We start from the raw sequence: 17,945 nt of genomic DNA, 5'->3' as shown, positions 1-17,945 counted from the left end.
GGATTGTCCCCCGGGAGATGCAGTCCCGAGGGGTACGCCGGCGGGCGCTACCCGAGCACCGCGCCGAGCGCCGCCACGAACCGGTCCGTCGTGGCCCCGTCCCGCACCGCGAGCCGCAGCCAGTCGGGGCCCAGACCCGGGAAGGTGTCGCCGCGGCGCACCGCGAAACCGCGGGCCCGCAGCCCGGCCCGTACCTCCTCCGCGCCCGGCAGCCGGATCAGCACGAACGGGCCCGCCGCTGGGCCGGCCACCCGGATCTGCGGGAACTCGCCCAGCCGGGCCAGCAGATGGGCCCGGTCCACGGCGATGTCCTCGGCCGCCGCGGCCGCCTCCGCCAGCGCCCCCGGCGCACAGCACGCCTCGGCGGCGGCCAGCGCGGGGCTGGAGACCGGCCACAGCGGCTGCGCCCGCTCCAGGGCGGCGACGGTGTCCTCGGCCGCCAGTACATAGCCGATCCGCAGCCCCGCCAGCCCCCACGTCTTGGTGAGACTGCGCAGGACGACCAGGCCCGGCAGATCCGTGCGCCTGGCCAGCGACTCCCGCTCGCCGGGCACCGCGTCCATGAACGCCTCGTCCACCACCAGCGTCCGGCCCGGCCGCGCCAGCCGCGCCAGCACCGCCGCGGGATGGAGCATCGAGGTGGGGTTGGTCGGGTTGCCGACGACGACCAGATCGGCGTCCTCGGGCACCGCCTCCGGATCCAGCCGGAAGCCGTCCCGCTCGGCGAGCAGCACCCGTCCGACGTCGTGTCCGGCGTCCCGCAGCGCCGCCTCGGGCTCGGTGAACTGCGGATGCACCACGACCGGCCGACGGGCCCGTACGGCGCGCGCGATCAGCACGAACGCCTCCGCGGCCCCCGACGTCAGCAGCACCCGCTCGGCGGGCAGACCGTGCCGGGCCGCGACCGCCCGGCGCGCCGCCCGGCCGTCCGGATACGCGGCGAGGCCGTCCAGCGAAGCGGCTATCCGGGCCTTGAGCCAGGCCGGGGGAGTGCCGGCCCGGACATTGACCGCCAGATCCGTCAACTCGCCGCCCGCGCCCCGTACTTCGGCGTCGCCGTGGTGCCGGAGGTCGGGCTCGTGGGGCGGGGCGGACGGGCGGGGCTCCCGCAGCCGCGCGGACTCGGTGGACGCCGGCATGCTCACTGCTCCCCGGCGCCCGCCGGCACCGCGGCGGCCTGCTGCGCACCGTCCGGCTCCCGGGCGTCCTCCGCCGCCGCCCGGCAACCGCCCGGCGCACCGCTCAGCAGCGGATCGCCCGCCACCGTCTCGCGATAGCGCTCCATGACCACCTCGGCCACCTCGGCCACGGGGCCGATCACCCCGGCGCTGAGCACCTCCGTGCCGGGGTGCGCCGCGGCCCAGCCCTCGGTCTGCATCTGCAGCCGCTCCCACAGACCACCGGAGAAGAGGAAGTAGGGCAGCACCACGATCCGGCCCGGCCCGCCGTTGCCCGGGGCCGCGGCGGCCAGCGTCCTGCACCGGTCGAGGCCGGCCGGCACATCGGGCGCCGCCTGCGAGATGAACGCGGTCTCCACGCCCGCGAAGCCGCGCCCCTCCCACAGCAGCCGCGCGGCGCGTACCACCTCGGCATTGGCGTACGGATCGGCCGCGCCCCGCCCCACCAGCAGCACCGTCGTACGGGCCCGGTCCTCGGGCCTGCGGGCGCCGCCGCCCAGCGCCTCGTCCAGCCGCAGCTCCAGCACCTCCAGCAGCTTGGGGTGCGGCCCCAGCTCGGTGCCGCAGGCGTAGCCGAGCCCGGGGTGGCCCGCCGTCGCCAGCTCCAGCGCCGTGGGCAGCGCATGCGGTACCGGACCGGTCGGGGCCAGCAGCAGCGGTATGGCGGCGAACCGGGTCGCGCCCCGCTCGACGAGCCCGTCGACGGCGTCGCCCAGCGGCAGTGGCGACGACGCGGCACCGAAGAACCCGCCGGCGACGGGCACTTCGGGGTGGCGCTCGCCGAGCACACGCACCAGCGCGCGCAGGGTCTCGGCCCCGCCTTCGTCACGGGTGCCGTGACCGGCGATGAGCAGTGCGGGAGGGGTCACTGGGTCTCCTTGGTACCGGTGGTTTCGCTGTCGGGCGCCTGGTCGCCGACCACCCCCGGCCGCCGATCCGGGCCATGGCGGGGCGGGTTGGGGGAGGTCATGACGATATCGGCCCCACGGGTGGGGGCAGCGGCCGCTCCCTCCCTACCCGCGGTAAGCGCCCGCTCACCGGCATCCGCCGGTACGGCGAGCGCGCAGGTCGCCCCGGCCGGTCGGCCGTGCGGCGCCGACTTCCGCTTGCCGGCTACCAGTTCGGCGCCCGGCCCCGCGGCCAGCAACGCGGCCGCCTCGGCGACGCTCGGCGTCCCGACGGCGGCCGCCGCGGCCGCGGACGGACCCGGCACCCGTACGGCCGCCAGCGCCGCCGCCGGGAACGACAGCAACGGCACCCCCAGCCGGCGCGCCGCCCCGGTCAGCCCCGGCTCCGCGGCCTTGGCCTCCACCGTCGCCAGCGCCCCGACCGGCCGGGCCGTGAGCCCCGTCGCCGCGCGCGTGTCCGCGATCAGGTCCAGCACCTCACCCACCGGGACACCTCGGCGCGCGCCCACCCCGACGACCAGCGGTGCGCCGGCACCGGCCGCCGGTGCCGCCCCGGCGCCCGGCTCCGCGCCCTGGCCGGGCCCCCGCGTACCCGCCGTCCGGCGTCTCATACGGCGACGGCTCCCCGCCCGAACGCCACCCGACCGTGCCGGCCCTCCAGTACCGCGGTGAGCTGGGCGGGCCCGTCGGCGACCGGCTCTCCCGGCCACCGCACGCCCAGCGCCGCCCACTCGGCCCGGGCCGCCCCGGGGTCGGGGTGCGTCGCGCCGAGCGAGACGAGCGGCAGCACCGGGAGCCCGCTGCCGGACGGATGCGGGGTCGCGCCCCAGTCGAGCAGGAAGGGGGCCAGGGAGACCGGGGAGACACGCCCCAGCCCTTCGCCCGCCCCCGGAGGGGTCAGCCGCCAGGCGATCCGCCCGCCGTCCGGCGTCCGCCGGGCCATCGCCACCGGGTCACCCGGGTCGTAGCCCCGCGCCCGCGCCTCGGCGACCCGGCCGGCGATGCCGGTGACCCGGACCGCCCAGGTGACCAGCCGCGGCCCGGTCAGCGCATCGATGCCGAACCACCGCGGCCCGTCCGGCGCCGGCTGCTCCGGATCGGGCCCGATGATCTCGAAGTACGCCCCGCCGCCCAGGCCCAGCAGATGGTTGCGGGTGCCCCGGCCCGGATGGCTGCCGCCGCGCACCGGCCGTACGCCGGTCAGCTCGGCGACCTCGGCGACCGTGCGCTCCAGGTCCGGGGTGGCGTAGACGAGGTGGTCGAGGACGGCGGGGGCGCCGGCCGCGGGGGCGCCGCCCGTCATCGCGTGGCACCCCGGGCGACCGCACCACGCGCCGCGCCCGCCACCAGCCGCCGGGCCAGCGACGGCTCGGCGGCCCAGTGCACATGCAGATACGAGGCATGCACCCCGCCGGTCACAAAGCCCTCCACCCGCCGCTCCGGATGCGTCAGGCCCCATGCCGGGTCCGTGCCCGCGCCCGGCTCCAGCGCCGTGCGGTGGAACTCATGGCCGCGCACCCGGGTCCCGGCCGCGGCCAGCGCGTTGTCCCGCAGCGCCACCGCCTCCCGGTAGCCGAGGGTGAGCCGCTCGGTCATCCGGGCCTCGGCGGGCAGCACCCCGCACATCGGCCTGCCGTCGATGGACCGGGACAGATAGAGCAGCCCGGCGCATTCGGCGGACACCGGTGCCCCCGAGGCGGCCAGCGCGGCCACCGCCGCGCGCAGCGGCGCGTTCGCCGACAGATCCGGCGCATACACCTCGGGGAAGCCGCCGCCGATCACCAACCCCTGGGTACCGGGCGGCAGTTGTTCGTCCCGCAGCGGGTCGAACGGGGCCACCTCGGCGCCCGCGGCGGCCAGCAGTTCGGCGTGTTCGGCGTACGAGAAGGTGAACGCGGCGCCGCCCGCGACGGCGATCAGCGGCCTCGCGGGGGAGCGGGCACCTGCGGCGGTGCCCCCGGCCGCGGCCACCTCCGCCGCCGGGTCCCATGCCGCGTCCGGCAGCTCCGGCACCGTCCGTGCCAGCGCCAGCAGTGCCTCCAGATCACAGCCCGCGCGCACCCGCGCGGCGAGTTCACGTACCGACTCCACGGCCTCGGCCCGCCGTTCGGCCACCGGCACCAGACCCAGATGCCGGGAGGGCGTACCGGCCAGCCCGTCACGCCGCAGCGCGCCGAGCACCGGCACACCGGAGGAGCCCATCGCCTCGCGCAGCAGCTCCTCGTGGCGGTCCGAGCCGACCTTGTTGAGGATCACCCCGGCCAGCCGTACCTCCGGATCCCATGACGCGAAGCCGTGCACCAGCGCGGCCACCGACCTCGACTGCGAGGACGCGTCCACCACGAGCACCACCGGCGCCCGCAGCAGCTTCGCCACATGCGCCGTCGAGGACAGCTCGCCCATCCCGGACGCCCCGTCGAACAGCCCCATCACGCCCTCGACGACGGCGAGATCGGCGCCCGCCGCGCCGTGCAGGAACAGCGGTGCGATCCGGTCCGGACCGCACAGATAGGCGTCCAGATTGCGGCCGGGGCGCCCGGTGGCCAGCGAGTGATAGCCCGGATCGATGTAGTCGGGACCCACCTTGTGCGGCGACACCGTGAGCCCGGCCTCGGCGAACGCCGCCATCAGCCCGGTGGCCACCGTCGTCTTCCCCGCGCCCGACGACGGCGCGGCGATCACCAGCCGCGGGATCGAGCCGCCGCTCATGCCGTACTCGCCATGCTTGCCCGGCTCACCATTCGATGCCCCGCTGGCCCTTCTGGCCCGCGTCCATCGGGTGCTTGACCTTCGTCATGTCCGTCACCAGATCGGCGAAGTCCAGCAGCGGCTCGGGCGCGCCCCGCCCGGTGATGACGACATGCTGCGTACCGGGACGGTCGCGCAGCACCGACACCACCTCCTCGGTGTCGATCCAGCCCCACTTCAGCGGATACGCGAACTCGTCCAGCACCAGCAGCTTGTAGGTCTCCGCGGCCAGATCCCGCTTGACCTGCTCCCAGCCCTCACGCGCCGCGTCCTCGCTGGAGGTGATGTCGCGCTGCACCCAGGACCAGCCCTCGCCCATCTTGTGCCAGGCGACGCTGCCGCCCTCGCCGGAGTCGCCGAGCACCTTCAGCGCCCGCTCCTCGCCGACCTTCCACTTCGCCGACTTCACGAACTGGAACACCCCGACCGGCCAGCCCTGGTTCCAGGCGCGCAGCGCCAGCCCGAAGGCGGCGGTGGACTTGCCCTTGCCCTGGCCGGTGTGGACGAACACCAGCGGGCGGTTACGGCGCTGGCGGGTGGTGAGCCCGTCGTTCGGAACGACGGACGGCTGTCCCTGCGGCATTACGCGGCCTTCCTGTTGCCTTGCACGGTCCGTACGAGCGCGGAGACGCTGTCCGCGCGCAGCTCGTCGAGGGTGATCGCGGTGCCCTGGAGCTCACGGGCCAGCTCGCCGGCCAGCCCCAGTCGCACCGGGCCCGCCTCGCAGTCCACGACCACCGAGGCGGTGCCCCCGGCGGCCAGCAGCCGGGCCGCGCGGGAGGCCCGCACCACCGGCTCCGGGCCGCCGGTCGCCCGCCCGTCGGTGACGACCACCAGCAGCGGCCGCCGCGAGGCGTCCCGCATCCGCTCCACCCGCAGCACCTCATGGGCCCTCAGCAGCCCCTCGGCCAGCGGCGTACGGCCGCCCGTCGGCAGCTGCTCCAGCCGCGCGGCACCCGCCTCGACCGACGACGTCGGGGGCAGCGCCAGCTCGGCGCCGCTGCCCCGGAAGGTGATCATGCCGATCTTGTCGCGCCGCTGATAGGCGTCCAGCAGCAGCGAGAGCACCGCCCCCTTGACGGCGCTCATCCGCTTCCGCGCCGCCATCGAGCCCGACGCATCCACGACGAACAGCACGAGATTGCCCTCCCGGCCCTCGCGCACCGCCTCCCGCAGATCGTCCCGGCGCACCACCAGCCCGCGACCGCTGCGGCCGCGCGCCCGCTGGTGCGGCGCCGCGGCCTGCACGGTCGCCGCCAGATGCAGCTTGCCCAGGGCGCCCTGTGGACGCCGTGCCCCGGTCGTCCGGCCGTGCGCGGTACGCGCCCGCGACCTGCGGCCGTCCGCGCCCTCGCCCAGACCCGGCACATCCAGACGGCGGGTCTTGAACGGCTCGGTGGCCCCGACCGCCGGCTTCTCGCCGGCCGCGCCGCCCTGGGGCCGGGGCTCCGTCTCCGGCTCGGGCTTCTCGGGGGCCCGGGGCGCCTGGGGCGTCTCCCGCTCCTGCTGATGCGGCAGTTCGGGGCCCGGCGGGAGCGGCGACTCCTCGGGCCCGCCGTCCTGCTGCGGATGCCCGCCGCCCGGCCCGCCCCCGTCGGGGCCACCGTCCGGACCGTCCGGCTCCGGATCGTCCTCGCCGTCCGCGCCCTCGTCCGCCCCGCCGAACTCCTCCAGCGTGCGGTCGAGTTTGTCCTCGTCCAGGCCGGGCGCATCGAAGGGATTACGGCGCCGGCGGTGCGGCAGCGCCAGCAGCGCCGCCTGCCGTACGTCCTCCTCCTGGACGTCCGTCCGCCCCGCCCACGCGGCCAGCGCGGTCGCGGTGCGCGCCATCACGATGTCCGCGCGCATCCCGTCCACCTCGAACGCGGCACAGGTCGCGGCGATCTGCCGCAGCGCCGCGTCCCCCAGCGTCACCCGGGGCAGCAGCTCCCGCGCCCCGGCGATGCGGGCGCGCAGCTCGTCCTCCTCGGCCGCCCAGCGCGCCGTGAAGCCGGCCGGATCGGCGTCGTACGCCAGCCGGCGCCGGACGACCTCCACCCGCTGGTCCGGCTCGCGCGATGCGGCGACCTCGACGGTCAGCCCGAACCGGTCCAGCAACTGCGGCCGCAGTTCGCCCTCTTCCGGATTCATCGTGCCCACCAGCAGGAACCGCGCCGCATGCCGCACGGAGACGCCCTCGCGCTCCACGTAGGAGGCGCCCATGGCGGCGGCATCCAGCAGCAGGTCCACCAGATGGTCGTGGAGGAGATTGACCTCGTCGACGTAGAGGATGCCGCGGTGCGCGTCCGCCAGCAGGCCCGGCTCGAAGGCCTTCACGCCCTCCGACAGCGCCCGCTCGATGTCCAGCGCGCCCACGAGCCGGTCCTCCGAGGCGCCGACGGGCAGCTCGACCATCCGCGTCGGACGGTCCAGGGCGGCACCCGTCCCGTGCGGCCCGTCGGGGCAGCCGGGGTCGGGCGCGGCGGGGGCGCAGGCGAAGCGGCAGCCGCTGATCACGTCCACGGTCGGCATCAGCGCCGACAGCGCACGTACGGCGGTGCTCTTGGCGGTGCCCTTCTCACCGCGCACCAGCACGCCGCCGACCGCGGGGCTCACCGCGTTCAGCAGCAGGGCCAGCCGCAGATCGTCCATACCGACGACCGCGGTGAAGGGGTACTGCGGGGTCGTGTTGTGGGTGGTTGTCATGCCTTGTCGTCCTCCACGTCGCCGACCGGCTCCGGATTCGTCCTGTGCGTACCCTTCATGGCGCCCCCGGAGGCACGAACGGCAGTCCCTCCGGCACCCCCTTCTCGATCAGCCGCAGCAGCGCGTCCGTGTCGGCGTGCTCCTCGATCAGATCGCCCAGGCGGTCCAGCTGTTCCTCGCGCAGCGTGCCGAAGCCGGTGTCCGGGGCCGGTACGAACGCCCGCCCCGCGTCCGCCGCGACCCGCCGCAGGAAGGCCCGGCGGAAGCCGTCGCTCTCCAGCGAGCCGTGCCAGTGCGTGCCCCATACGGAGCCGGCCCGGCAGCCGTCGAGGCTGTGTCCTTGGCCATCAGAGATGAACGCCTCGTCCCCGCCCGTCACTTCGGCGACCCCGTGGTGGATCTCGTACCCTTCCACCGGCTCGCCCAGCGCCGTGCCGACCGGCCGGGCCAGGGTCTTCTCGACCGCGAACCGCACCCGTACCGGCAGCAGCCCCAGCCCCTCGACCGTGCCCGCCTTCGACTCGACCTCGTCCTCGATGCGCTCGCCCAGCATCTGGAAGCCGCCGCAGATGCCCAGCACCGGGCGGCCCTCGGCGGCCCGCCGGGCGATCGCGTCCGCCAGGCCGCGCTCACGCAGCCACGCGAGCGCCCGGACCGTGCCCCGGGTGCCCGGCAGCACCACCAGGTCCGCGTCGGCCAGTTCCTCGGCCCGGTCCACGAACCGCACCACCACGCCCGGTTCGGCGGCCAGCGCGTCCACATCCGTGAAGTTCGACATCAGCGGTACGGCACAGACCGCCACCCGCAGGACGTCCGCGCCGTGCGGCGGCTCCACCACGCTCTCGCGCACCGCGCCGCGCAGGGACACCCGCAGGCCGTCCTCCTCGTCGATGCCGAGGCCGTGCGCGAAGGGCAGTACGCCCAGCGTCGGCCGGCCCGTCAGGCCGCGCAGCATCTCCAGCCCCGGCTCCAGCAGCGTCACATCGCCCCGGAACTTGTTGACGAGATAGCCCGCGACCAGCGCCTGGTCCTCCCGCGACAGCAGCGCGGTGGTGCCGAAGAAGGAGGCGAACACCCCGCCGCGGTCGATGTCGCCGACCACGACGACCGGGATCCGGGCGGCCCGGGCGATACCCATGTTCACGATGTCGGTACGCCGCAGATTGATCTCGGCGGGGCTGCCGGCGCCCTCGCAGATCACCGCGTCGTGCGTCCGCCGCAGCTCGGCCAGGCAGTCGGTCACCGTCCCCAGCAACTGCTCCCGGTGCCCCGCATACTGCGTCTTCCCGGGGGACGACCCCCCGGACCCCCCGAAGTACCCACGGGCACTGAGCTCACCCACCGGCTTGCCCAGCAGCACCACCTGGCTGCTGCGGTCGCTGCCCGGCTTGAGCAGCACGGGGTTCATCAGCGCGGTCGGCTCGACCCGGGCGGCGGCGGCCTGCATCGCCTGCGCCCGCCCGATCTCCGCGCCCTCCCGCGTCACGAACGAATTGAGCGACATGTTCTGCGCCTTGAAGGGCGCCACGCGGATGCCCTGCCGGACCAGCCAGCGGCAGATGCCCGCCGTCACCACGCTCTTGCCGGCATCGGACGTCGTACCGGCCACCAACAGGCCACCGCCGACGGCTCCGCCGGCCGACTCGAACCGCCCGTTCATCGGGGCTTCCTCCCGTTTCCAGTGCCGTGTCGCAGCGCGCCGGCCGCCAGCCGTCCCGCCACCGTCGCCGCCAGCGCCATGACGCTCACCCGGCGCGAGAGCCGTACCGCCCGCTCGATATCGGGCACGCCGACCGGCGGCGCCCCGCCGTTGAGCACCGGACGGTGCTCCACCCGCCCGCCGTACGCCAGCGTGCCGCCCAGTCGTACGCCCAGCGCGCCCGCGAACGACGCCTCCACCGGGCCCGCGTTGGGGCTCGGGTGCGCCCCGCCGTCCGCCCGCCAGGCCCGCAGCGCGCCGCGCCGGTCGGGGCCCGCGAGCACGGTCAGTGCGGCGGTCAGCCGGGAGCCGGGCCAGCCGGCGAGATCGTCGAGCCGGGCCGAGGCCCAGCCGAACCGCCGGTAGCGCGGCGACTTGTGACCCACCATCGCGTCCAGCGTGTTCACCGCCCGGAACGCCACCAGGCCCGGCACCCCGCCGAGTGCGCCCCACACCAGGGCGCCCACCACCGCGTCCGAGGTGTTCTCGGCGACCGATTCCACCACCGCGCGGGCCATCTGCGGCCCGTCCAGCGCCTGCGGATCGCGCCCGCACAGATGCGGCAGCCGCTCCCGCGCCAGGTCCGGATCGCCCACGGTCAGCGCACCGCCGATGGCCCGCGCCTCCCGGCCGAGCGAGGTACCGCCCAGCACGGCCCAGACCGTCGCCGCGGTCAGCGCCACCTGTGCGCCATTACGGAGGAGGGACGGTGCGCTGCCCCGTACGGCACGCTGAAGCAGCGCGGCACCGGCGGCCGCCCCACCCGCGCACAGCACGGCATGGGCCGCCCCGTACCCGCGGTGATCGCGCCACAGCCGGCGCTCGACGGCACCCGCGGCCCGGCCGAACGCGGCCACCGGATGGCCGCGCCGAGGATCCGCCGCGATCAGGTCGCCGAGAAAGCCGAGGGCCGCGCCGCACGCATATCCCGCGTGTTCGCCGCGCATCGGATCAGACCGCCGTCAGGCCTCGAAGGGGCCCTGCGGCAGCGGGGAGTGGAGCTCTCGAACGGCGGCCGGGCATGGCGGTATGTCCTCACTCAGGGTCCGCGCCCTGGCTCGACGTGACGGCGACAAGAGTCTCCTGGCTCCCGGATCGGCGCTTCCCCCGGCCTTCCAGCCCGTACGAGCACGAGCCGTGGCCTTCGTCGGAGGAACGCTCCCCGGTGACAGTGGCGGGACCGCGCCGGATTCTCACCGGACTTCCTCATCTGTCGCCGATTGGCTCCGGCAGTCCACCACGCTCCGCGAATGCCCGTCAACTCACTCTTGACCTGCGACGCTGCCCTGTGGCAGGCGCTGTGGTGCACGCCACAGGGTGGCTGTCGCGTCACGGACGGTTGCCTGCGCACCTGATCCCACGTCACTATCTGGTGCACGGCGGCGATGGGGCCGCCGGAAGGGGGCTGGGGGATGCCGGAGAGCGCCGATCGTCATGAGATCCGGATCAGGATCACGGGAACGAACAATCCGCAGCAGGACATCGACGACCTCAGGGCGTGGCTGGAGCGCGAGCCCTGGCTGAACCGGCAGGAACACGGCTGGGAGCAGCGCCCGCATCCCGCCGACGAGCGGGACCACACCGCGGACGGGCCCGATCTGGGCGATATGGCCGTGGGCGTCGACGATCTGATCCTGGTGATCGTGGGCGCGGTCGCCGCCGAGCTCACCAAGGGGATGACCATCGCGCTACGGGAGTGGCTGCGGCGGCGCAGGGAGGAGCGCGCCGCGGGCGAGGCGCCCGCCGTCTCCGTAGGCACCGACGGCGAGCTGAGCGCGGTCGGCGACGCCGGCCCCGAACACCCCGATCCTGGCAGCCCGGCACAGGAGAGCGGCAGCACCCGCGAGGACTGAACCGGATGTCCGAATACGACGCACGGGGAAAACGCAACCGGGCGCTGCTGGTCTGTGTGCACGACTACGAGACGCTGACCGGCCTGCCCGCGGTCGAGGACAACGCCGAGGAGCTCGCCCGCGCACTGACCGGCACCGACCTGTTCACCGCCGACGAGGTCACCCTCTGCCGCCCCAGGGAGCCCTGGGAGGTGGGACAGGCGCTCAAGACCGCCGCCGACGAGGCGCGCGGTCTGCTGCTGGTGCACTTCTCCGGCCACGGCTGGATCGGCAGCGACGGCGGGAATCTGCAGCTGATGGTCGGCACCTCGGTGCCCCAGCAGAGCCACACCACCGTCTCCTGGCAGGACATGGTGCTCTCCTGCCTCGACAACGCCCGGGCCGAGCGCATCGTGATCGTCCTGGAGTGCTGCTACTCGGGCAACGCCGACGGGGCCTTCCACTCCCTCGGCAAGCCCATGTCGCTGCTGATGGCCGCCCAGCCCAACCGCCGTATCTTCAGCGGCGAGGAACCGGCAGGCGGCACCCTCTTCACCCGCGCCCTGGTGCAGATCCTCGAACGCGGCATACCCGGCAAGCGCTTTGTCACCTTCGAGGACCTCGTACGGGCACTGCGCGAACGGCTCGCCGACGCGCAAACGCCGATGGGCGACGTATGGCAGCCCCGCTCGGCGAAGCAGAACACCGTCGATGACGTCATCCTGTCCTTCGCCACCCCCGAGGTCCGGCCGCCGACCCCGCCGCGGATCCGCTTACGCCGCTGGTTCAACCAGCACATCCGGCGCCGCCTCAAACTCCTGCTCGCCCTGTGCACCGTGCTCGCGCTGGCCGCCGCCGGGCTGACCGCACTGCACGTACTGCGCCCCCTTCCGGCCTGCCCGCCCGCCCTCGAACTGCGGCTGCTCACCGCCCCCGAGGCCGAACCCGCCCTGCGCCAGGCGGCCTTCGACTACGAGATGTCCGACCTCAACACCCGCCCGCTGCACGGCGAGAGCGACCTCCCCGGCGGCTGCCGGCGCACCCAGATCACCGTCTACTCCGCCGCCAAGGACCAGATCGACCAGGGCTTCGCCGCCGCCGACCGCTGGCAGGGCGAGGCCAAGGGCACCGGCCAGGGCACGTCGGACGGCAAGGGCACCGACCCCCTCTACCGGCCGGGACCACAGCCCGACCTGTGGATCCCCGAATCCACCGCCGACTACGAGGAGGCCCGCCGCGGTATGCCCGCCCACGGCTCCCCGGCGACCCTGCACAACACCGGCCCGGTCGCCTACAGCCCGCTCGTCGTCGGCATCCCGGCGAACAAGCGGCTGGACGACGTCGAACAGGTCGATGTCTCCTGGCAGGACCTGCTCACCGGCACCGACAGCGCACACCGCGACCTCAAACTCCTGCGGCCGAGCCCGGTGCTGTCCGGCACCGGACTGCTGCACACCATCGGCCTCTATCTCGCCAACGACGGCTCCCACATCGGCTCGTCGGGCACCCCCGACCCCACCCTCGCCGAGGGCGCCGAACAGCGGCTCTCCGCCCCGGGCAGCCAGTACGCGGGCAGTACCGAGCTGCTGTGCTCGCTGCGACCCGGCGCGGACCGGGGCAACCCGGCCCGCCCCGGCACCGGCCAGGGCGCCCGCTCGGCGCCGCTGGTCTCCGAGAAGTCCCTCGCCGACTTCAACCTCGGCCACGCCATCGGCAGTTGCCCGGCCCTGGACGCCGCGCTCGCCCCCGGTGACCGGTACGCCGCCTACTACCCCAAGAACGTCCCGGCGCTCGACCATCCGCTGATCCGGGTCGACTGGCGCGGCGCCGCGGACGCCGCCCCACGGCAGGCCGCGGTCAACCGGTTCGCCGACTGGCTCCGCGACCCGGCGGGCGGCCGGCGCACCCTTACCGAGCAGGGCTACCGCGGCGTGCCCGGCAACGACGGCGAGGTGCCCGCGCCGGCACCGGGCTCCCCGCTGCGGAGCAGCCGCGCAGGCGTCGATCCCGACGCCGCCGTCACCCCCTTCCGGGCCGGCGCGGGCCAGGTCGCCCGGGTGCTGGACGGCTACGACAAGGCACAGAGGTCCAGCCGGCTGCTGATCCTGATGGACGCCTCCACCTCGATGGCCGAGGGCGGCAAGCTCCCGGTCGCCCTCGGCGCGGCCGGCCGCACTTTGGAGATGGTCGGCGCCCGCCACACCTACGGCCTGTGGACCTTCCCGGACCGCGCACACCCCGACGACCCCGGTGCGGTGCGCCGCGTCGTCCCGCTCGGCAGCACCGACCCGGCCCGGGGCAAGGCCGCGCTGGACCGCATCGCGAAGGGGGGAACGGACGAACTCGTCGACCACGGCGCCGCGATGGAGGAGGCGCTGACCGCGGCCGTACGGGAGATGAAGAAGTCGGCCGGCGGCAACCAGGCGATCGTGCTGATCCTCGACGAGGACGACGGCGGCCCGCGGCGGGCGGCGGGCGTGGAAGCGGCCCTCACCGCCCTGCTGAAGGAGAAACCCGTGGTGCCGGTCCTGACGCTGGTGATGGGCAGGGCCGGCTGTGACACCTTCGCCCTCCAGGGGCTGGCCGGTGCCTCGCACGGCCAGTGTGTGCCCGGCGGGCCGCAGGCCCCCGATCTGCTGGCCGGCCTGGTCGCCTCCATCGGCACCGCGGGCAAGGAGGACCGGTGAGAACTCCACGACCGGTGAGAAGCCCACGACCGGTGAGAAGCCCACGCGCCGGTCTGCCCACCGTCCTGCTGTGTCTGACGCTGACGGCGGCGGCCACCGGCTGTACGTCGGGGCCGCAGCCCGGCCCGGAGAAGGGCCCGATCGTCCTGGCCACCGGCAGCGACCTCAGCAGCACCGGCGTCCGCCAGGCCCTCATCCGGGCCTTCGAGAAACGCACCGGCCGCTCGGTGCGGATCGTCAAGCTCCCGGACACCGCCGACGGCCAGCGCAGCCAGCTGCTGGCCGCGGGCCAGTCCGGCAACAGCGACTACGACGTGCTCAACCTCGATGTGGCCTGGACCGCGGAGTTCGCCGAGGCGGGCGTGATCCGTCCCTGGGGCACGAGCCTGGACGGCGACTTCCTGGACAGTGTGGTCAAGACCGTCGCCTACGACGGCCAGATCTGGGGCGTCCCCTTCAACTCCGACGCCGGGCTGCTCTATTACCGCAAGGACATCCTCCACGAGTACGGCTATGACGCGCCCCCGTCCAACTGGGGCGCGCTGAAGAACATGGCCGGCCAGGTCGCGGACGCCTTCAACCGCAAGCTCGCCCACGACGGCAAGGCCACCGCGAACCGGAAGATGTACGGCATGGTCGCCCAGCTACGGCCCTACGAAGGGCTGACCGTCAACACCCTGGAGTCGGCCTGGGCCATGGGCGGTGACCCGGACGCCACCAGCTTCACCCAGGGCGAGCAGATCGGCGCGCTCCAGCTGGGCGTCGCCGAGATCAAGGACCGGCTGGACTCGATGATCATGCCGCACGAGACCATGTCCATGGACGAGACGGAGAGCCGCCGCTGGTTCGCCGACGGCCGCGCGCTGTTCATGCGCAACTGGCCGGTGGAGTACGCCTCGGTCGCCGAGAAGCTCACCCCCGGCACACAGTTCGACGTCGCCGAGCTGCCGGCCCGCCCCACCGACGGCAAACGGATGTCCGTCCTGGGCGGGCAGAATCTGGCGATCTCCGCCGGCAGCAAGCGGCCGGCCGGCGCCCGGGCCCTGATCGAGGCGCTGACCGGCCCGGACAGCGAGCGCTGTCTGCTGGAGCGGGGGTTCGCGGCGACCCGTGACTCGGCGTACCGGGAGGCGGCGAAGGCGCCGCACTGCCCGCTGCCGCCCGAGCGCGCCGAGCACGGCAGCACCGGGCAGCGGGCGCCGTGGCCCGGCCAGGAGCCGCCGTACACCCGGACGCTGTACGCGGCGCTGCGGGCCGCCGAACCGCGCCCGCGCAGCACCCACTACCAGACCTTCAGCAAGGTCGTACAGATCCGGGTCTCCGAATACCTCAACAGCCGCGGCGGTACGGCCATCGCCGACGCCCTGGCCCGGGAGGCGGACGAGGCGCTCACCGGGCGGGGTGAACAGCAAAGGACGAGGCGCCCGGCGGACAACGGCTGATGCCGCGGTCCTCCGGACGCCTCGTTCGTGGTCGCTTCCGCTCGCTGCCGTACCCGGCTGCGTCAGGCGGCGACGATCAGATAGATGCCGTACGCCACGGCCGCCGCGCACATCGCGAAGGCGGCCACCGCACCGGCCCGCGCGCCCGCACCGGGGGCGGTGGCCACGGCGGCCTCGCCCTCCCGCTGCGGCTTGCGGGACGTACCGACGATGCCGACGGTGAACAGGCCCACGATCCCGACCGTCACCACGAGGGTGACACCGAAGACCTGGCCGAGAGCTGCCCAGTCGATGCTCATTGCGTTCCTTAGGTGATGACAGCTAGCGGGTGACCGTCGCGGCCTTGGCGCGCGGGGCGGGGGTCGTGGTGTCGGCCGCGGGGGTCGGCGTATCGACGGCTTCCGGCCCGTCGGACACCGGGACCGGCTGGCCTGCGGGCGGAGGGGAGACGGTGCGCAGTGCGGCGGTCACCACACCCACCGGCTCCGCGGCCGGGCCGTCGTTGACGTTGGTGTGGTCGATCGGCTTGCGCCGGGAGGCGGCCCAGATCGCGCCGCAGATGCCGAGCGCGAGGATCGCCACCGCCGCGACGCCCCAGTCGCCCTGGCCGGCCAGGAACGCGGCGCCCGCCGCGACCGCACCGGCGGCCGGCAGCGTCAGGCCCCAGGCGGCGACCATCCGGCCGGCCGTGGACCAGCGCACCACGCCGCCCTTGCGGCCCAGGCCCGAGCCCATCACGGAACCGGAGCAGACCTGGGTGGTGGAGAGCGCGAAGCCGAGGTGGGAGGAGGCCAGGATGGTGGCCGCGGCGCCGGTCTGGGCGGCGAAGCCCTGCGGCGGCTGGATGTCGGTGATGCCCTTGCCCATCGTGCGGATGATCCGCCAGCCGCCCAGGTACGTACCGAGCGCGATGGCCAGACCGGCCGAGGCGATGACCCACAGCGGCGGGTCGGCGTGCGGGGCGACCACCCCGCCGGTGATCAGCGCGAGCGTGATCACACCCATCGTCTTCTGCGCGTCGTTGGTGCCGTGGGCGAGCGAGACCAGGGCGGCCGAGGCGATCTGCCCGGCGCGGTAGCCCTTGGCGGTGTCGGCCTCGTCGCGGTTGCGGGTCAGCCGGTAGGTGAGCCGGGTCGCCGCCATGGAGGCCAGGCCCGCGACGATCGGGGCGGCCACCGCCGGGATCAGGACCTTCATCACGACGGCTTCGCCATGCACACCGTTGGTGCCGACGGACACCAGCGTCGCGCCGATCAGACCGCCGAAGAGCGCGTGGGAGGAGCTGGAGGGGAGCCCGGCGAGCCAGGTCAGCAGGTTCCAGATGATGGCGCCGACCAGGCCGGCGAAGATCACTTCAGGTCTGATGCCCGCGCTCTCGTCGATGATCCCGCCGGAGATGGTCTTGGCGACCTCCACCGACAGAAACGCTCCGACGAGGTTCAGTGCCGCTGACATCGCCACCGCGGTCTTGGGTCGCAAGGCCCCGGTGGAAATGGTGGTGGCCATCGCGTTGGCCGTGTCGTGGAAGCCGTTCGTAAAGTCGAACACCAAGGCCGTGACGATCACGATCCCGATGAGAAGCGTGATGTGTTCCATTCACCCAGGCAATCAGTTCGAAGGTCAGTGTCGCTGGGGACCGTACGGAGAGTGGGTGAACGGAAAGTGAACTGGGGCGGGCGCGCCAGTGACACCACCGCAGTGTTCACGCGGAGGCGTCCCTGGCGTCACTTCCGCATCACCCTGTGGCGAACTTGATGAGCTGTGCCGGCACGCCGTTCCGGCGGCTGTGACCACCCGACGGCCGGCCCGCCCCCGGCGCACTGCCGGCGCACTGCCGGTGGGTGACATACGCGACACCTCCCCCCGACGTTAACGGGCGTCCGGTGCAAGACGGACTATTTCCGGCCAACCGCCTTCCGGCCCATCGCCCATAGTCGCTATGTATCCCCATATGGCGGTACCGTCCCGGCAGGCCCCTGGCGTACCCTTCCCCGGCCTGCTCGTACGGTGGCGCGCACCGCATCCGCTTTCGCCGCACCGCGCCGGAGGACCCATGAAGGATCACCCCGACCGCCTCGCCGCCGCCTGGAGCGAACTGGTCGCCACCGCCCGCAGAACCGTCGCCGACGGCCTGGTCGTCGGCACCTCGGGCAATGTCTCGCGCCGCCTGAGGGACCTGATCCTGGTCACCCCCAGCGGTGTCCCCTACGACCGGCTCGGCCCCGCCGACACCACCGCCGTCGACCTCGAAGGACACCAGATCATCGGCTCGCTCCGGCCGACCAGCGAACTGCCCATGCATCTGACGGTCTACCACCACACCACGGCCACCGCCGTCGTCCACACCCACGCCCCGCACGCCACCGCCGTCTCCACCCTCGTCCGCGAACTTCCGCCGATCCACTACATGGCCGCGGCGCTCGGAGGCCCCGTCCGCGTCGCCCCCTACGCCCTGTACGGCAGCGACGAGCTCGCCGCGCACATGCTCGACGCGCTCCGCGACCGCACCGGCGCCCTGCTGCAGAACCACGGCACCATCGCCTACGGCGACAGCCTCGACCAGGCGCTGGACCGCACCGCCCAGCTGGAGTGGATGTGCCGCGTCTGGCTCACCGCGCAGTCCGTCCCGGGGCATACGCCCAGCCTGCTGTCGGCCGGTCAGCTCGAAGCGGCCGGCGCGCAGCTGCGCGGCTACGGCCAGCGCGGCCACCAGGGCTGAGCGCCCGGCCGGGACGGCGGCCCGGCGCACCGTCCGCCGTCCCGTCC

Annotated in this window: 15 protein-coding genes and 1 riboswitch; of the genes, 4 read left to right on the top strand and 11 right to left on the bottom strand. The window is 74.4% G+C overall.

Features of this window, described 5'->3' with window-relative positions:
• Nucleotides 1-47 precede the first annotated feature (47 nt).
• From cobC to KI385_RS11855, 9 genes are read right to left on the bottom strand one after another with little or no spacing between them, the layout of a single operon-like run.
• Nucleotides 48-1,139 (bottom strand): Rv2231c family histidinol phosphate aminotransferase CobC, encoded by a 1,092-nt coding sequence (gene cobC, locus KI385_RS11895; protein WP_238572161.1) that lies wholly within the window; start codon nt 1,137-1,139, stop codon nt 48-50.
• Nucleotides 1,140-1,141: 2 nt separating this feature from the next.
• The gene (locus tag KI385_RS11890) at nt 1,142-2,047 is read right to left on the bottom strand and encodes a sirohydrochlorin chelatase (protein ID WP_238572160.1); all 906 of its coding nucleotides are present in this window, start codon (nt 2,045-2,047) and stop codon (nt 1,142-1,144) included.
• Nucleotides 2,044-2,697 carry a cobalamin biosynthesis protein gene (locus tag KI385_RS44575; protein WP_425356901.1) on the bottom strand — a complete coding sequence of 218 codons (654 nt, stop codon included), beginning with the start codon at nt 2,695-2,697 and terminating at the stop codon, nt 2,044-2,046. Before KI385_RS44575 ends, KI385_RS11890 begins: the two co-directional genes overlap by 4 nt.
• A complete protein-coding gene (locus KI385_RS11880) occupies nt 2,694-3,389 on the bottom strand; it encodes a VOC family protein (RefSeq protein ID WP_238572159.1) in 696 nt (231 codons plus the stop codon). The genes KI385_RS44575 and KI385_RS11880 overlap by 4 nt, the downstream gene beginning before the upstream one ends.
• Complete coding sequence (locus KI385_RS11875) at nt 3,386-4,795, bottom strand: cobyrinic acid a,c-diamide synthase CobB (RefSeq protein WP_238572158.1); 1,410 nt, start codon at nt 4,793-4,795, stop codon at nt 3,386-3,388. The genes KI385_RS11880 and KI385_RS11875 overlap by 4 nt, the downstream gene beginning before the upstream one ends.
• Before the next feature lie 25 nt (nt 4,796-4,820).
• Entirely contained in the window at nt 4,821-5,417 is a 597-nt protein-coding gene (cobO, locus tag KI385_RS11870; RefSeq protein WP_238572157.1) for a cob(I)yrinic acid a,c-diamide adenosyltransferase, read from the bottom strand.
• Nucleotides 5,417-7,519 carry a putative cobaltochelatase gene (locus KI385_RS11865; protein WP_238572156.1) on the bottom strand — a complete coding sequence of 701 codons (2,103 nt, stop codon included), beginning with the start codon at nt 7,517-7,519 and terminating at the stop codon, nt 5,417-5,419. The genes cobO and KI385_RS11865 overlap by 1 nt, the downstream gene beginning before the upstream one ends.
• A gap of 55 nt (nt 7,520-7,574) precedes the next feature.
• A complete protein-coding gene (locus KI385_RS11860; protein WP_238572155.1) occupies nt 7,575-9,179 on the bottom strand; it encodes a cobyric acid synthase in 1,605 nt (534 codons plus the stop codon).
• Nucleotides 9,176-10,165: a cobalamin biosynthesis protein gene (locus KI385_RS11855; protein ID WP_238572154.1), complete on the bottom strand. Its 990-nt coding sequence runs from the start codon at nt 10,163-10,165 to the stop codon at nt 9,176-9,178. Before KI385_RS11855 ends, KI385_RS11860 begins: the two co-directional genes overlap by 4 nt.
• A 129-nt stretch (nt 10,166-10,294) precedes the next feature.
• A riboswitch (cobalamin riboswitch) is annotated at nt 10,295-10,426 on the bottom strand.
• Between the two features lie 204 nt (nt 10,427-10,630).
• On the opposite strand from KI385_RS11855, the gene KI385_RS11850 reads away from it, so the two are divergent.
• From KI385_RS11850 to KI385_RS11840, 3 genes are read left to right on the top strand one after another with little or no spacing between them, the layout of a single operon-like run.
• A complete protein-coding gene (locus KI385_RS11850) occupies nt 10,631-11,071 on the top strand; it encodes a hypothetical protein (protein WP_238572153.1) in 441 nt (146 codons plus the stop codon).
• A gap of 5 nt (nt 11,072-11,076) precedes the next feature.
• Complete coding sequence (locus KI385_RS11845; RefSeq protein WP_238572152.1) at nt 11,077-13,737, top strand: caspase family protein; 2,661 nt, start codon at nt 11,077-11,079, stop codon at nt 13,735-13,737.
• 32 nt (nt 13,738-13,769) lie between these two features.
• Entirely contained in the window at nt 13,770-15,179 is a 1,410-nt protein-coding gene (locus KI385_RS11840) for an extracellular solute-binding protein (RefSeq protein ID WP_238572151.1), read from the top strand.
• 62 nt (nt 15,180-15,241) lie between these two features.
• Here KI385_RS11840 and KI385_RS11835 read toward each other — a convergent pair whose 3' ends face one another.
• Both KI385_RS11835 and KI385_RS11830 read right to left on the bottom strand, forming a co-directional pair.
• The gene (locus KI385_RS11835; RefSeq protein ID WP_128507098.1) at nt 15,242-15,478 is read right to left on the bottom strand and encodes a hypothetical protein; all 237 of its coding nucleotides are present in this window, start codon (nt 15,476-15,478) and stop codon (nt 15,242-15,244) included.
• 22 nt (nt 15,479-15,500) lie between these two features.
• A complete protein-coding gene (locus KI385_RS11830; RefSeq protein ID WP_238572150.1) occupies nt 15,501-16,775 on the bottom strand; it encodes an inorganic phosphate transporter in 1,275 nt (424 codons plus the stop codon).
• A gap of 457 nt (nt 16,776-17,232) precedes the next feature.
• Between KI385_RS11830 and KI385_RS11825 the strand changes: the two genes are divergently transcribed.
• Nucleotides 17,233-17,898: a class II aldolase/adducin family protein gene (locus tag KI385_RS11825; RefSeq protein ID WP_238572149.1), complete on the top strand. Its 666-nt coding sequence runs from the start codon at nt 17,233-17,235 to the stop codon at nt 17,896-17,898.
• Nucleotides 17,899-17,945: the final 47 nt, after the last annotated feature.

It is taken from the genome of Streptomyces inhibens, assembly GCF_022221585.1.
Lineage (GTDB): Bacteria > Actinomycetota > Actinomycetes > Streptomycetales > Streptomycetaceae > Streptomyces > Streptomyces inhibens.
This window is presented reverse-complemented; position numbering and strand designations above follow the sequence as displayed.